Source organism: Gracilibacillus sp. D59, from assembly GCF_052246695.1.
GTDB lineage: Bacteria > Bacillota > Bacilli > Bacillales > Amphibacillaceae > Gracilibacillus.
Genome location: NZ_JBQQCK010000013.1, coordinates 40,521 through 53,324, shown reverse-complemented (window position 1 = coordinate 53,324; position 12,804 = coordinate 40,521). Strand labels below are relative to the sequence as shown.

Genomic DNA, 12,804 nt, shown 5'->3' with positions numbered 1-12,804 from the left:
TTGTGTTAGTAGAACAATACCGTCACGCAGGGGGAGATTTTTTCTTAGAAGTACCTGCTGGAAAAAGAGAGGATAATGAAACACATGAGGAAGGTTTAATTAGAGAGGTGAAAGAAGAAACAGGATATACTTCTCTCAACAAACCGATATTCTTAGGTGAATTTATGGTTAATCCAGCCATACAAAACAATAAAGTAAAAACCTATCTAATATTGGAAGCGTTTAAAACGGAAGAACAAGATTTAGATGATACGGAAGAGATTAAAGTGAGGTTGTTTGATTTCGATCATTTTGGAGATCAGTTACTAGGTAATAAGATAAAAAGTCAGTTATTTACTGCCAATGCATATTTCATGGCGAAAAATTATATGATGGAGAATTTATAAATGACAAAACCCATTATTAATATTTGTAATTATAATTCTAAGTGGACAGAACAATTTGCTACGGAACGAGATAAAATTGTAGAAATCTTGGGCGATAAAGTTGTTAGAATTGAGCATATCGGGAGCACTTCCATAAAAGGATTAGCAGCAAAACCAATTATTGATATTCTGTTAGGTGTGCAACATTTAGATGAAGTATCCGATTTTGTATATCCTTTGAAAGAAATTGATTATGAATATGTTCCAAAACCAGAGTTTAAGGACAGAAGATTTTTTAGGAAGGGTGAGTGGGGGAAGGGCACTTCTCATTTACATATTTGTGAATATGATAGTAGTCAGTGGATCGAAAAACTATTATTCCGAGATTATCTCCGATTACATCCAGAAGCAGCTCAAGAATATGAAGTTTTAAAGAAGGTTCTAGCTTCAGAATATAAATATGATCGACATACATATACAAAGAAAAAGGAACCTTTTATTAAAACTATTTTAGAAAGGGCAAAGCAGGGAATATAGGTAGTGGTAAAACCCTAGATTAGCTCGATAATAGTAGATTAGTGGGAGCATAAAATGTATTAAAATTGGATGATAGGTTGAATGAACTTGTAAAGAAAGGACGATTTAAATGAAAAAAGCCCTAAACAAATTATAAACATTTATTATCAAAAATGGTTTATATCACGCACGAGCCCCTCCAAGTATGGTTCATTTAAAAACAACTTTAAAAATGAGGAGGGCTAATAAATGAGAAATGAGAAACAAATGATGGACTTAATCATTACGAAAGCCAAGGAAGATGACCGTATTCGAGCAGTTTATATGAATGGTTCAAGAACAAACTCTAATGCACCTAAAGATATTTTTCAGGATTATGATATTGTCTATGTGGTTAAAGGAACTTCTTCTTTTGTTAAAGATCAGACATGGATAAATGATTTTGGAGAATTACTGATGATACAAGAACCTGATAAGAATGACTTTGGTGAAGAACAGGATTTGAATCGTTCATATGGTTTTTTAATGCTCTTTACAGATGGGAACCGGATAGACCTTCATGTTGAGACAAAGGAAAACATGTTTGAAGGTTATCGAAAAGATAAGCTCACAATGCCGTTATTGGATAAAGATTATATATTACCGACTATTCCTGCGCCTACCGATATTGATTTCCATGTGCAAATACCGACCGAGAATGAATTTAATAGTTATACAAATGAATTTTGGTGGTGTTTACAAAACGTAGCAAAAGGGATATGGCGGGATGAACTTCCATATGCAAAGCTAATGTTCGAATATACAACAAGAGAATCATTGGATAAAATGGTCAATTGGTGGATTGGGGTAAAAGAAGATTTTCAAGTATCAACAGGGAAATTAGGAAAATATTATAAAGATTACCTTCCTGAGCCATATTGGACAATGTACAAAGCAACATACTCAGATTCAGACTACGATAATATGTGGGAATCCATTTTTGTTACATGTGAATTGTTTAGAACTTTATCACAAGAGGTGGCTGAACATTTCCATTTCACATACCCAGTTAATGATGATAGAAACATGACTAAATATCTTAAACATATAAGAGATTTGCCTGCTGATGCAAAAGGAATATATTAACCTTTGAAATGATTGCACCCTACACAGTTAGTAGGGTGCTTTTCAATTATGGGATCACGAAAAAGCTGTGTATTATATTCTGTCCATAAAACAAATCTAATCGGTAATCTCCCAAGTTTACTCCTCTTAACAACAATCTTCCAAAAATATTAATAGCAATATTGGTAAACTTTTTTAACAATGATAGTTAATGGAATACATATAAGAATGTGATACACTCTTGTTTGAAGCGCTTTCCAAAGTGAGTCTATATCTCTGGTATGGGTAGCATAGTTAACGTTCATTGAGTGTGACAGAAAGTGTTTATCGATCAAAGTTCATTATCAGCATTATTATTTTGAGGAGGAGTTCAGAATGAAGAAATCCCATTTTTTATTAACTGGTCTATTTGGTTTACTTATAATACTAAGTGTTGCTTGTTCAAGCAGTTCGAGTGCTGGTGGATCTGAAGAAATTACTATTATGGCAAATTTAACATCGGCTCAAGCACCGGCATCTGATAATCCTATTATTAAAAAAATAGAAGAATCAACAAATACGAAATTAGACATCACATGGGTAATGGATGAAGTATATGATGAGAAAATGAATGCTGTTATCGCAACTGGTACTGTTCCACAAGCCCTATTTGTTAAAAACCAGGATTCCTTTAAAAAAATGAAAGACTCGATTAATGAAGAACAATATTGGAACATTGAGCCATTCCTAAAAGATTACGAATATTTAAGTAATCTCAACCCGGATGTACTGAATAATACGAAAGTAAATGGTAAGTTATACTCATTGTATTCTGGACGTCCAGCATCTCGTTGGGGCTTAATTTACCGTAAGGATTGGGCAGAAAACCTTGGTTTAGAAGCTCCGACAAATACGGATGAATTGTTCGAAATGTTTAGAGCATTTACGGAGGATGATCCAAATGAAAATGGAAAAGATGATACAATCGGGGTAGCAGCCGCCTCAGACTTAGTGTATGGTGGTTTTAAATTTACTAGCTCTTATTTTGGAACACCGAATAACTGGGGAGAGAAAGATGGTGAATTATTACCTGAATTCATGTTTGACAGTTACATCGACACAATGGATTTCTTTAAAAAATTAAGGGAGAATGGCTATGTTAACTTAGATTTCCCTGCTACTAGTCAAAGCGATCAAAATGATATGTTAATTACGGGTAAAGCAGGAGCATTGATTAGTTGTATTTGTGCTGCCGGAGGTTTTCAAGATCAATTACAAAAAACTATTCCAGATGCAACATTAGATGTACAAAACCGTATTTCAGGACCTAATAATGGCCCTGGTAATTGGTCTAATTCAGGCTATGGTACAGTTGTGTTATTTCCGAAATCTTCTAATAAAACGGAAGAAGATTTGAGAAAAGTATTAGCCTTTTTCAATGAATTAATGAAACCAGAAAATTATAATTTGTTAACTTATGGGATAGAAGGAACACACTATGAAGTCGTGGATGGAAAAGCAAAGGTAATAGAATCTGCATCTGATCTTTCTCAGCGTGAAGTTCGTCCAGTACTTGGCCTTGTTATTGGTGATGAATCAACTGTTGAAGCACTTCAGCCATATCCGAAAAACGAACTATATGCTAAGCAATATGAGCAAATAATGGATAATAATAATATTTTAATTAATGATCCAACCGCTCCGCTAGATTCAAAGACTTATGGGGAAAAAGGTGGGTCACTTCAACAAATTATTGATGATGCTACAGTTAACTATATGCTTGGAGAACTTGACTTGGATGGTTTCCACGCAGAAATAGAAAGGTGGAAAGAAGATGGAGGTGAGCAAGTCATAAAAGAGTATAATGCAGCATATCAGCAATAATCTAGTAACTTATCAAGTTTGTGAGGGAGAACATTTTTTGGAATAATCAATTGTATATGTTCATTTTCTTAAAGGAGATAAAATATGAGTTACAGTATCATTAAAATCGAGGAAAAGTATCAATCAACAATTGATGTTATTGTTGATCAACAAAGTACTGAAGAAGAAATACAAAGTAAGAAAGTATTTCCATCTGTTCAAGATGCTTTAGACAGTATGGAAGGGGAATCTGGCATTGTTTTTATTGCTAAAGGAATTTATTACGAAAAGTTAGAAGTGGAGTTGCCATCTATTACATTTATTGGAGAGGATAGAGATAAAACTATCCTTACTTATGATGTAGCTAGTGGAACAGAGAGAGAGGATGGCTCAACATACGGTACTTTTGATAGTGCAAGTGTTATTGTCAGAAAAGCCAATTTCACAGCTCTTAATATAACATTTGAGAACGGTTTTGACTATATGACTGAACACAAGAAGGATAAAAATGATCCAACTAGAATGAAGAACATCCAAGCCGTGGCATTTCGTACTGCTGACGAAAGTGACCAGACAAAAATAGAAAACTGTCGCTTCAAAGGTTACCAAGACACATTGCTTGTAGATAAAGGAACACACTATTTTAAAGATTGCATAATCGAAGGAGCAGTTGACTTCATCTTTGGTGGAGGTCAAGCAGTTTTTGAAGCGTGTGATATTATTTCATTAGACAGAGGTGACACTTTTAATAATGGCTTTATCACTGCAGCAAGTACATCAATTAACACACCATATGGTTATCTGTTCGAAGCTTGTAACTTATTAAAGGAATCAGATAAAATGGAAAATGAAACCGTTTATTTGGGTAGACCTTGGCATCCAGGAGGAGATCCAAATGCAGTGGCAAGTGTACTATTTGATCAATGTAAGATGGCTGCACATATTAAAGCTGAAGCGTGGACAGAAATGGGCGGTTTTTCACCAATGGATGCAAGGTTATATGAATATTGCAATCAAGGTGCTGGTGCAATCGCCCATGATAGTAGAAGAGAATTATCAACATTAGAAGCAGAAGCGTTTCGTAACTATATTAGAAACCGTTGTGTAAGATAGTAAAGGAAGGGGTGATCTTCCGTGAAAGAAAAGAATCATCAACCAACTGAATCATTTCAAGATGAATATGTACCAGGTTTTTTAATTCATTATAAGAAAGATCACTCACCGATGCCCATTTTTCATCGGCACATAGGCTATGAAATTGTTTGGTTAAAGGAAGGAGAAGCATTGTATGTTTTTGAAAAGAAGGTTTACCGATTAAGAAAAAACTCGATCCTTCTTTTTAAAAGTTCGGAATTTCACCGAGTTAGTTTAAGAGAAGAAGTAGCTTATGAGCGAGTAGTTGTTATGTTTACAGAAGATTTCCTTCCTTTTGATCATACTATTTCAAAGACATTTTATGATTTTCTAGATCAATTACCTTCTCCGCATTTTATGTTAGATTTATTTGTGTGGCAAACAGACAAACTGCAAATAATTATGGATCACTTACTACTAGAAGATCAAAGTGAAGACAATTGGCAACAAAAAGGAGCATTAGAGATATATTTGTTAGAATTGCTATTATTTATCTGTCGAGAAATAAAGGATGAAAATAGGGGACATCATTTGACGATCGAGCAGCAACCAACAAAGCCAGTAGCGGTTCATGATAAAATCATTAAAGAAATTAATGAGGTATGGAATAAAGATTGGCGTCTAGAAATCATCGCAAAAAAATTACATATCAATAAATATTATTTATCGCACTTTTTTAAAAAGGAATTCGGTGTGACTATTCAAGAATATATATTGCAAAGAAGAATATTTGAAGCTAATAAACTACTGTCAGATACCGAAATGCCGATCCATCAAATTGCGGACTATGTTGGTTTTATGTCGGCATCAAGTTTCAATAGGAGATATAAAGAGAGGGCAGGAATAACTCCGAACCAATATAGAAAAAACAACAAAGAATTTCGCAGTATTATACAATGAAAAGAAGCAAAATGATTAAAAGAAAAGTATACTGATGAATTAATTAAGTAGTTTCGTTTCGGTGGAGAAACATACGAAATAGCTTACTAATTAGAAGGCCAAATCGCATCTGATTTGGTCTATTCTTTTTTCCTTATGTATCAACGATTATTGGATATTAACACTTGAATTATCATACAAAATCGTAACCCAAATAGCATAAAGACAATAGCTGTTGTTAACGTGATAATTCCTATGTTAATTAGTATGCTATTTGCAATGTTGATTTTTGTAAACTAAGCAGGGAATTGTAATTTTATGTTAAAATAAATGTAGAGTTTGTGAAGGATTGTTCTTAAACTAACGAAGCAGGTTACTGGAATAAGCAAATAAGTGGAATTATACTATATTTAACATAAATGGAAGGGAGTTTTTACATATGATTAAAGGTATTTATGAAGCACATTTACCAGTTAGTAATATATCTAAATCAGTTGAGTTTTATAGTAACTTAGGATTAGAGTTAGCACATCAGGGTGAAGCAGTAACATTTTTTTGGATTGAAAAGGGAAAGAGTTGGCTTGGTCTATGGGAAACAGATAAAGTTGAGACTCCTTACCATCCTTCATTAAGACACATTGCATTCCATGTTGAATTAAATGATTTAATAGATGCAAAAGAATGGCTGGAACAAAGAGGGATAGGTGTTAGAAAAGCCTTTGGATTTGAACCAAAACAACAGCCAATTGTACTTCCAAATAATCCACAATCTCACGCTGCATTATATTTTAAAGACCCAGATGGGAATTCATTAGAGTTTATTACCCCACTGAAAATAGATGAGGAAATCGACTTCAAAATGATGGAGTTTAAAGATTGGAATAATAAACTATAGGATAAATATTTCCTTTTTATTAAACAAAACCAGCTAATAGTTTGTCAACATTTTTCAATAAAAAAATAAAAATTAATGTGTTATACTAAATTTGCACATGCCAAATAACCTTCCATTATTACCATTCTGGAAGGTTTTGTATGATTTAGTTAGATATAGTTTTTAAGCTATATCTTGGAAAGTTTTTTTGTTTTTTAATAAAGCATAAATCCAATGTAAGAGCTTATTTACACAAGCAATAACTGTTACTCTAAAGGGTTTGCCTTCGCTTCGTTTTTTATCATAAAATTCCCTCATTTTCTTATTTCGGGGGATTATTTCATTACTAGTTTTCTGTTTGCGCTTGTCACGAATAGCGCAACGTACAGCTAGATATAAGGCGTGACGTAGGCGACTAGAACCTCTTTTAGTGATGCGATTAATACTGGCTGTGAATCTACCTGATTCAAAAATGCTAGGATCAACTCCTGCAAAAGCTACAAGCTTTTTTGGATGATTAAATCGATCTATTTCCCCAATCTCAGAAATGATCGTGGCAGCGATCTTCTCTCCAATACCAGGATAGATTTGATAATCTTATATTCTTCAATTTCTTTCGCAAGGGTATCTATCTCAGCCTCCAACTTTGATAGATGCTCTTTAAATTGAAGAAGCATATCAATATACATTCCCATGCTTAAAAGATGACTTTGGTACAACGTCTTTTTAAAAGGGTTACGAGCTGCAGCTTCTTTGAGCTTTTGTGCCTTTTCATAAGCCCATTTTTCAGAACAACTCGTACATAAATCAGCTATGCGTTTTGCTAGTTTTCAAGATATCTTCAGATGCCTTAAATTCTTGGAGAACCCGTAAAGAAACAAAAGAATATAGCTCTCCAAAAACCCATCTATATTCAGGAAATACTTGTTCCAAAACAGCCTGAAACTGTAGTTTGGTATTAATGAAATTCCCTGTAATATTCTCATGTTGCCGTGTTAGATTACGAAGATTCAAGAGTTGAACTCCACGCTTTTTATAAGGCTCTAAGTCCTCCTTATAGTAAATTTCGCCAAGATGATAGGCGTCTATGGCGTCTGTCTTAACTTTACGTAAACTAGAACTTTTCGCTCTATGTGAGACCAATGGGTTCACTATGATTAATAAATAATGATGCTCCTCCAAGAATTGAACAACAGAAGCATGGTAATGTCCCGTAGATTCCAAAATAATTGCTGGGTTCTGTCCTGTAATTCCCTTTAAATACTTTAAAAATTCTTGAAGTATTACTAGCCCTTCACTAGTATGATCTACTTTAAAGCTCCTACGATATGGCTTTTTCTTATCCCAAAATGCTTGGACCTGACTTTCCCCTTTAGAAACATCCAGACCAACGACTGGATTCATACAAAATCTCCTCCTCGAAAATATATTTGCCGGTGCCCCTAATCCTTCTTGTAATATCATAGCTTCGCTTGTTAAACGGGATCCAAGTGTCCCAACCAGCCTCAATCATGTTTTTACAAGTAGGGAGGGAACTGTTTAGCTAACGGGATCTAAGTCCCACTGGCAGTTACGTTCTACCCCGGCTACTGTTATAATAAAACCATATAAAAAATGGTCAACCAGAAAAATCTGATTAGCCTTATATTACGATTTGGCAGGTTAGTTGAGCAAAGCATCGAATAATAATCAATATATACTTGGAAAAGGGGATAATATATGACAAAGAAGATTAGGGCAGTAATATTCGATTGGGGAGACACTCTTATGCGAGATTTCCCTCAATCAAAAGGTGCTATGGCTTATTGGGAAAAAGTAGAAGTTATTCCAGACATAAAAGATGCATTAGAAAAAGTAAGTAGTGAATATATCTGTTGCGTCGCTTCAAATGCTGGAAATTCAAGTGCAGAATTAATGGGAGTAGCTTTAAATCGGGTTGAAATACAAAAATATTTTCAATACTTTTTTACTTCTCGTGAATTAGGGGTTACAAAACCAAATCTTGAGTTTTTCGATAATATAATTCGAAAATTAAATCTTAGACATGAAGAATGTATTATGGTGGGTAATGATTATGAAAAGGATATTGTTCCTGCAATAGCAATTGGAATAAATACCATATTATATAATAAAGAAAGTAAAGAGGTACTTAATAACGATGCTGACTTTACAATTAGCTCTATGAAAGAATTATATGAAGTAATTATAGGTTTTGAAAATCATAATAGAGCGAACTTTGTTTAACTAAAGGTAGCGTTTCTGGAACAAGAAGGAACGCTTATTTCGCATACAAGCAGGTCAATTATAAAGGCAGGAGATAAAATTGAAACGAGGAATCAGCTTTGAAATTCCTAATGAATATGGAAGTATTCTTGGAGAAGTTTTAAAACCCTTGGAAGTTCATAAATACATATGGAGAAGTGGGGGTGAGGAGTCATATATAGTCGAGGATGATGAGTTAGGCGAACCACTTTTCACAAATGAGATAAACTGTATGGATGGCTTATTCCTTAAAGAACTATTGGAAGATAATGAGTATTATCTCATTTTTGTAGATTTAAAAGCCTATTCAAAAGGAAAAAATCAAGAGGATATTGAGACGTATGAAGATTTTTTGAATAGCGATTGTGAACTCGTATTATTAGTCGTTGATTCTATTTATGCCACCATTTATTGTAAGGAAAGGGAGCAACTCGAAAGATTATATGATAATGCACAAATAAAAGGGTTTGATAACCTCCAATACATTACAGAAAATAATGACACAAGAACAAGGTTGTCGGTATGGTAACAGTTGAACACAATTGTTCCACTAAAGGGTGCTTTAACGAAAGAAGGATTTGTCATATTAACAACTCGGTTATTGTACTAAAGTGGCAGCATTGTGAAAGAAGATATGTAGATATATAAATTATTGTACTAACCAAAAATAAAAGGAAGTGCTTATATGGAAAAGACCATACATTATACAATTGAACCCCCTGAAAATTTTAAGCAATTACTTACCTTATATGAATCTTTAGGATGGCATTCACTTGAATTAACAGTTAATGATTTAGAACATATGTGTAATCAAAGTTGGTATGCAATTTATGCTTTTGAAGAACAACAATTAGTGGGTATGGGACGTGTTATATCAGATGGTGTGATTACTGGAATTATTTGTGGAGTATGTGTGCTACCGAAGTATCAGTCCAAAGGTATCGGCAAAGAAATGTTAAAAAGAATAATTCAACATTGCGAGCAAAGTCGAGTTATTCCTCAACTTATGTGTGTAGAAAATTTGGAGTCCTATTATGAGCCTTTTGGATTTAAGAAATTTTCGATTGGAATGACAAGAAATATAAATCGATGAATGTATAACACCAAACTGGAACGCACTTAGTTAATATAAAAAGTGGCTTGCTCTAAAACTCTATTGTAAGGTATTTCTTTATACAAATTAGAGTTGGATTGGTATGGGGAGGTTTACTGAAGATACGTTTTTAAGGGGATATAAAAAAATGGAGAATGAATTAAAGGGATACAATGCTTTTTTAGATGGAATTGTAGGTTCCATGCCAACGATTTCAGTATTAAGACCTTTGACGTTCTTTAACTGGTTTATCCAATCTAGTAACCTTGCAAATCCATCTTCGTTATTTTCAAAAGACAGGGGATTACCGACCACAATACCACGATAATTTACAGCTCGTGCTACATGTGTTTGTTGGGCAATGTCTACACCAACAACGAGATGTTGATAGAAATTCTTTCAATTAGTTGATTTTGTTTGTCTTGCATTTTAAACTTCATATAAGAGTTCCTCCTTAGAATTTGAGTAATAGAGTGGTGTCTATACTCTTATCTTACTGAGGGGCTCTATTTTTTTCAAAGTCGAAATTAACGCACTACAGGAATTCTGACGGGGTGCGTTAGTTTAAGAAGAAATTAAATAAAGGACCATACATATTAGACATATCTAAAATGTGTGATCCTTTTATTATCAACTGTTTAACCTATCTAACCCTAAATATAAGTATAGAGGTCTTCAAAATGTTTTATTTGAAACTATAACTTGGTTTTCTGTCTCGATTTTTAAGCAGGAATAAAATCCACCAAACCAATAAAAACAAATAACCTATAATTGTAAAAACAGACCAAATAGCCCCCTGTTGTAATTGACTTATTAAGTGTTCAAATTCCTTCCTTCCTTCTCCTCTTCCAATACTATTTATTAGACTAACTATTGGAATTGTTACAGTAAATACAATAGCTAAGACGGATATACTTCTCATTTTCTTTTTTTACAACACAAAATATAGCTATTTCTAATGTTGTTATTAAATTCCCCAAACCCAATTAGGAAGTGTCTCCCAATACATTTTTCTGCCCCCTTATTTTAATAATATCTAAAAAACCTCATAATATAACATATTTTACTGTAGCATTTTAATAAAGTTTAATTACAATGAAGTCACAAACCCTGATTTATCAGCAAACGAAAAAGACTCCTTTTTGAACAAAGATTGATCAAAGAGGAGTTAACCTTTCTAACTAAGTATAAAATTTTTATAAAAAAGTTTAATCATTTCGGTGATACTTATTGTTTTAAAGCCTCTATTGCTTAAGTAGATTTTATTCACAATTTGTTGGTGGGCCCCCAGTTAAGAAAGACGAGTTGGAACTTAAATCTAAAGAAAATTCAAATTTCAGCAACACTATTTGGAGTAAGAGGAATATAGGTAAGACCTTGAACATAATCAACCTTTAGTGTAGTACGGTAAAGGTAACTTCTCCTGCAGCATATGGACTGTCGTGACTGATAACATCCCCGTAATACGTACCTGAAGCCATATTCGTAAAAATAACGGAACCATAAGGCCAGGTTGGTGTTTTAAAGGAAGTACAATTGCCACTTTGTGAACTACATAAACGAACAGAAACTCTTGAATAAGTCCAGTTGTCGATCTTGACATAGACAGTTTGCCCACTACGCGCATATAATTTACCATCCCATCGACCATCATCGGTCGTGAATCGATAAGGTCCGAAATCTTCAGCTTCTGCTGCTGAAGCAAAGCTTATTGATACAACAAAAAAAACTACGGATAGAATCGAGATAGACATAAATTTTCTGAACATTTGGTTCATCTCCCTTCCTTACCTATTTAACAGTACTTCAATAGAAAACTCAATAGGCAAATAATTGTTTTCTTATGTCTATCTCATTTCGAAAAAATGGTTCGATTAGGATATTAACGTTTCCAAAAATGGATTATGGATTATACTAGTGATTAAAGAAGGTAAGGGAGGTTATGTGATTGAAATTGGTGGATATTTACCGCGTCAAAACATATGTCGTCCCGAAATATGTGGATTCAGTAATAAAGGGGATTCTGTCTATTGATGAGTTGAAAGTCGGAAATTACAGAAACGTCATGTGGCAATCAAAGGAGGGAATGGAGCAGTTTGTTCCATCAGATCAGGCGGTTCCTGCAGAAGGAGCTGTAGGAGATAAAACGACAGTCACTTCACTTCGTATAGAATTTTCTATTCCTAGGGATGAAGCGTTATTGAGGAAAGTAATTGAAGAAGGGATCTACCCGAACCATCCTTGGGATGAACCGGTCGTACAAGCTTCTGAGGAAAAAGAAGCAAGAAAACACGATTAAACGAATGAACTCCACACCATTTCATGTGTGGAGTTATTATCTTTTATCGAAAACCTATTTTCTCGATGATAAATAAGATATATTAAAAACTTCCCATGTAAAGAAAACGAAAGTTATAGGTCTTTTAATCATAATTTTATTATTGGCTTGTAATGATAATTTATATAATATTATCTCGATTTCAATCCTTCAAGAACCGGGTGCTTATCTGAAATAAGAAATGTAAGGGAAAGTGCACACTAGTTTTGCAAGAAGAAGAGTGGTCAATCAAGCCAGAGACTGATGAAAATCCTGAACTTAAACAAATGTTAACAGAAAGCAAGGAACAATACAATAATGGACAAGGAATGTCGACTGCAGAATTATTACCCTTTACCACAAAACGTTTGTTTACTATAATCTATCACGGTGCTAATCGTTCATAAAAACCCCACTG

General features: G+C 33.9%; 13 protein-coding genes and 2 pseudogenes. 12 read left to right on the top strand and 3 right to left on the bottom strand.

Annotated features, from left to right (window positions below):
- Positions 1-2 precede the first annotated feature (2 nt).
- The 7 genes from ACTWP4_RS18490 to ACTWP4_RS18460 all read left to right on the top strand — a co-directional run bounded on the left by ACTWP4_RS18490 (position 3) and on the right by ACTWP4_RS18460 (position 6,735).
- Positions 3-386 carry an NUDIX hydrolase gene (locus ACTWP4_RS18490; protein ID WP_443130262.1) on the top strand — a complete coding sequence of 128 codons (384 nt, stop codon included), beginning with the start codon at positions 3-5 and terminating at the stop codon, positions 384-386.
- Positions 387-902 (top strand): GrpB family protein, encoded by a 516-nt coding sequence (locus tag ACTWP4_RS18485; protein ID WP_443130261.1) that lies wholly within the window; start codon positions 387-389, stop codon positions 900-902. It begins immediately after the preceding gene.
- A 228-nt stretch (positions 903-1,130) separates the two neighbouring features.
- Positions 1,131-2,006, top strand: coding sequence for an aminoglycoside 6-adenylyltransferase (locus ACTWP4_RS18480; RefSeq protein WP_443130260.1), 876 nt, complete (start codon positions 1,131-1,133; stop codon positions 2,004-2,006).
- A 354-nt stretch (positions 2,007-2,360) separates the two neighbouring features.
- Positions 2,361-3,848: an extracellular solute-binding protein gene (locus ACTWP4_RS18475; RefSeq protein WP_443130259.1), complete on the top strand. Its 1,488-nt coding sequence runs from the start codon at positions 2,361-2,363 to the stop codon at positions 3,846-3,848.
- A gap of 84 nt (positions 3,849-3,932) precedes the next feature.
- The gene (locus tag ACTWP4_RS18470) at positions 3,933-4,940 is read left to right on the top strand and encodes a pectinesterase family protein (protein WP_443130258.1); all 1,008 of its coding nucleotides are present in this window, start codon (positions 3,933-3,935) and stop codon (positions 4,938-4,940) included.
- A gap of 21 nt (positions 4,941-4,961) precedes the next feature.
- On the top strand, positions 4,962-5,861 hold the full coding sequence (locus ACTWP4_RS18465) for a helix-turn-helix domain-containing protein (protein ID WP_443130257.1): 900 nt from the start codon (positions 4,962-4,964) through the stop codon (positions 5,859-5,861).
- Between the two features lie 418 nt (positions 5,862-6,279).
- Positions 6,280-6,735 (top strand): VOC family protein, encoded by a 456-nt coding sequence (locus ACTWP4_RS18460; RefSeq protein ID WP_443130256.1) that lies wholly within the window; start codon positions 6,280-6,282, stop codon positions 6,733-6,735.
- A 162-nt stretch (positions 6,736-6,897) separates the two neighbouring features.
- Here the strand turns inward: ACTWP4_RS18460 and ACTWP4_RS18455 are convergent.
- A pseudogene (locus ACTWP4_RS18455) lies at positions 6,898-8,118 on the bottom strand (IS110 family transposase).
- Positions 8,119-8,433: 315 nt separating this feature from the next.
- Between ACTWP4_RS18455 and ACTWP4_RS18450 the strand changes: the two are divergent.
- From ACTWP4_RS18450 to ACTWP4_RS18440, 3 genes are all read left to right on the top strand, one after another.
- Complete coding sequence (locus ACTWP4_RS18450) at positions 8,434-8,958, top strand: HAD family hydrolase (protein WP_443130255.1); 525 nt, start codon at positions 8,434-8,436, stop codon at positions 8,956-8,958.
- A 79-nt stretch (positions 8,959-9,037) separates the two neighbouring features.
- Complete coding sequence (locus ACTWP4_RS18445) at positions 9,038-9,505, top strand: DUF2691 family protein (protein WP_443130254.1); 468 nt, start codon at positions 9,038-9,040, stop codon at positions 9,503-9,505.
- A 156-nt stretch (positions 9,506-9,661) separates the two neighbouring features.
- Positions 9,662-10,069, top strand: coding sequence for a GNAT family N-acetyltransferase (locus ACTWP4_RS18440; RefSeq protein WP_443130253.1), 408 nt, complete (start codon positions 9,662-9,664; stop codon positions 10,067-10,069).
- A gap of 192 nt (positions 10,070-10,261) precedes the next feature.
- Here ACTWP4_RS18440 and ACTWP4_RS18435 read toward each other — a convergent pair.
- Both ACTWP4_RS18435 and ACTWP4_RS18430 read right to left on the bottom strand, forming a co-directional pair.
- Positions 10,262-10,509: pseudogene (locus tag ACTWP4_RS18435) on the bottom strand (IS110 family transposase); the annotation flags it as partial.
- Positions 10,510-11,463: 954 nt separating this feature from the next.
- Positions 11,464-11,838, bottom strand: coding sequence for a hypothetical protein (locus ACTWP4_RS18430; protein ID WP_443130252.1), 375 nt, complete (start codon positions 11,836-11,838; stop codon positions 11,464-11,466).
- Between the two features lie 179 nt (positions 11,839-12,017).
- Between ACTWP4_RS18430 and ACTWP4_RS18425 the strand changes: the two genes are divergently transcribed.
- Both ACTWP4_RS18425 and ACTWP4_RS18420 read left to right on the top strand, forming a co-directional pair.
- A complete protein-coding gene (locus ACTWP4_RS18425) occupies positions 12,018-12,368 on the top strand; it encodes a hypothetical protein (RefSeq protein ID WP_443130251.1) in 351 nt (116 codons plus the stop codon).
- Between the two features lie 245 nt (positions 12,369-12,613).
- Entirely contained in the window at positions 12,614-12,793 is a 180-nt protein-coding gene (locus ACTWP4_RS18420; RefSeq protein WP_443130250.1) for a hypothetical protein, read from the top strand.
- Positions 12,794-12,804: the final 11 nt, after the last annotated feature.

Excerpts from the sequence above, each read along its gene's own strand:
- ACTWP4_RS18485 (WP_443130261.1), top strand. The coding sequence starts at position 387 with ATGACAAAACCCATTATTAATATTTGTAATTATAATTCTAAGTGGACA.
- ACTWP4_RS18475 (WP_443130259.1), top strand. The coding sequence starts at position 2,361 with ATGAAGAAATCCCATTTTTTATTAACTGGTCTATTTGGTTTACTTATA.
- ACTWP4_RS18430 (WP_443130252.1), bottom strand. The coding sequence starts at position 11,838 with ATGTTCAGAAAATTTATGTCTATCTCGATTCTATCCGTAGTTTTTTTT.
- ACTWP4_RS18460 (WP_443130256.1), top strand. The coding sequence starts at position 6,280 with ATGATTAAAGGTATTTATGAAGCACATTTACCAGTTAGTAATATATCT.
- ACTWP4_RS18440 (WP_443130253.1), top strand. The coding sequence starts at position 9,662 with ATGGAAAAGACCATACATTATACAATTGAACCCCCTGAAAATTTTAAG.
- ACTWP4_RS18480 (WP_443130260.1), top strand. The coding sequence starts at position 1,131 with ATGAGAAATGAGAAACAAATGATGGACTTAATCATTACGAAAGCCAAG.
- ACTWP4_RS18470 (WP_443130258.1), top strand. The coding sequence starts at position 3,933 with ATGAGTTACAGTATCATTAAAATCGAGGAAAAGTATCAATCAACAATT.
- ACTWP4_RS18450 (WP_443130255.1), top strand. The coding sequence starts at position 8,434 with ATGACAAAGAAGATTAGGGCAGTAATATTCGATTGGGGAGACACTCTT.